Annotated in this window: 1 protein-coding gene; it reads left to right on the top strand. The window is 40.4% G+C overall.

Features of this window, described 5'->3' with window-relative positions; genetic code table 11:
* The first annotated feature begins 101 nt into the window (after positions 1-101).
* Positions 102-1,454 carry an IS1182 family transposase gene (locus tag UJ203_RS20705; protein WP_322013640.1) on the top strand — a complete coding sequence of 451 codons (1,353 nt, stop codon included), beginning with the start codon at positions 102-104 and terminating at the stop codon, positions 1,452-1,454.
* Positions 1,455-1,548: the final 94 nt, after the last annotated feature.

Genomic DNA, 1,548 nt, shown 5'->3' with positions numbered 1-1,548 from the left:
TCAGGCTGTCGAGAAAATCTCGACAGCCTTTATTTTTTCTTAAAATATCCATTCTCATGTAATAAAATAAAAGAAAGACTTACAAGGACGGTGTCTTTCTCATGTTGCACACAAGAAATTCTTCTCAAAATGCAGCCGAATTTGTTCTGCTTGACCAACTCGTCGAAGAGGATCATCTGCTTCGTAAAATTGATAAACACATAGACTTCTCTTTCATCATTGAAAAGGTGAAACCTTACTACAGCGAAAACAAAGGCCGCCCCTCACTTGATCCGCTAATTTTATTCAAAATGATGTTTATCGGCTACCTCTACGGTATCCGTTCAGAAAGACAGCTCGAAAAAGAAATTTACTACAATATGGCGTACAGATGGTTTTTGGGACTGAATATCAATGACCCGGTTCCGCACCACTCCACCATCAGCTGGAACAGACGCACACGCTTTAAAGATACAACCATCTTCCAAGACATTTTTGATGAGATCGTTCTTCAGGCCATCAATCATGACATGGTGGGCGGACGTGTCCTATTCACCGATTCAACTCATCTGAAAGCCAATGCCAACAAGCATAAATACACAAGAAAAACAATTGCGCAGGATACCCAAAACTATATCAAAGATTTAAATGAAGCCATTCAAGAGGATCGGGAGGAACACGGAAAAAAGCCATTAACAATCAAAGAGGAGGTGAAAGCTGAAAAAGAGATCCGCCATAGTACAACAGATCCGGAAAGTGGATATCTGTATCGTGAAAACAAACCAGAAGGTTTTTTCTATTTAGATCACCGCACAACAGATATGAAATACAACATTATCACAGATACCTATGTCACACCTGGAAATGTCCATGATTCTGTGCCCTATCTTGACCGATTGGATCACCAAATCGCACGATTTGGGTTTCAAGCAGAAGCCGTCGCCCTTGATTCCGGATATTTAACGACTCCGATCTGTAAAGGATTATCTGACCGACAAATCTTTGGTGTCATCGCACATAGACTTTATCACCCTATCCGAGGCTTGTTTCCAAAATGGAAATTTCATTACGACAGTGAACAAGACAGATATATTTGCCCGAACCAGCAAATCCTTACGTACTCAACAACTGACCGAAAAGGCTACCGGACATATAAATCAAATCCTGAAATATGTTCCTCATGCCCGCTGCTTGAAAACTGTACAAAATCAAAGAATCGGCAGAAAGTGATTACTCGGCATGTATGGGAAGACCATAAAGAAAAGGTCAGACAAAATCGCTTGTCTGTTTCAGGAAAAAACCTCTACAAAAAAAGAAAAGAAAAAATAGAGCGAAGCTTTGCAGATTCAAAACAGCTGCATGGGCTTCGCTATTGCAGGTTAAGGGGACAACGAAATGTGAGCGAACAAGTTCTCCTCACAGCCGCATGCCAGAACATGAAGAAGATTGCCACATACCTATCCAAGCAGGGATAGATATGTGGGAGCCTTTTTCTGTATCTAAAATACAATAAGCATCTAAAGAAACAAAAAAGCTTGTAGAAAAAACATCGTTTTCTCTACAAGCTGA

The organism is Bacillus sp. V26, assembly GCF_034296245.1.
In the GTDB taxonomy this organism is placed as follows: Bacteria; Bacillota; Bacilli; order Bacillales; family Bacillaceae; genus Bacillus; species Bacillus halotolerans.
This window is presented reverse-complemented; position numbering and strand designations above follow the sequence as displayed.

Coding starts and splice junctions, on each gene's coding strand:
- UJ203_RS20705 (WP_322013640.1), top strand. CDS start 102: ATGTTGCACACAAGAAATTCTTCTCAAAATGCAGCCGAATTTGTTCTG.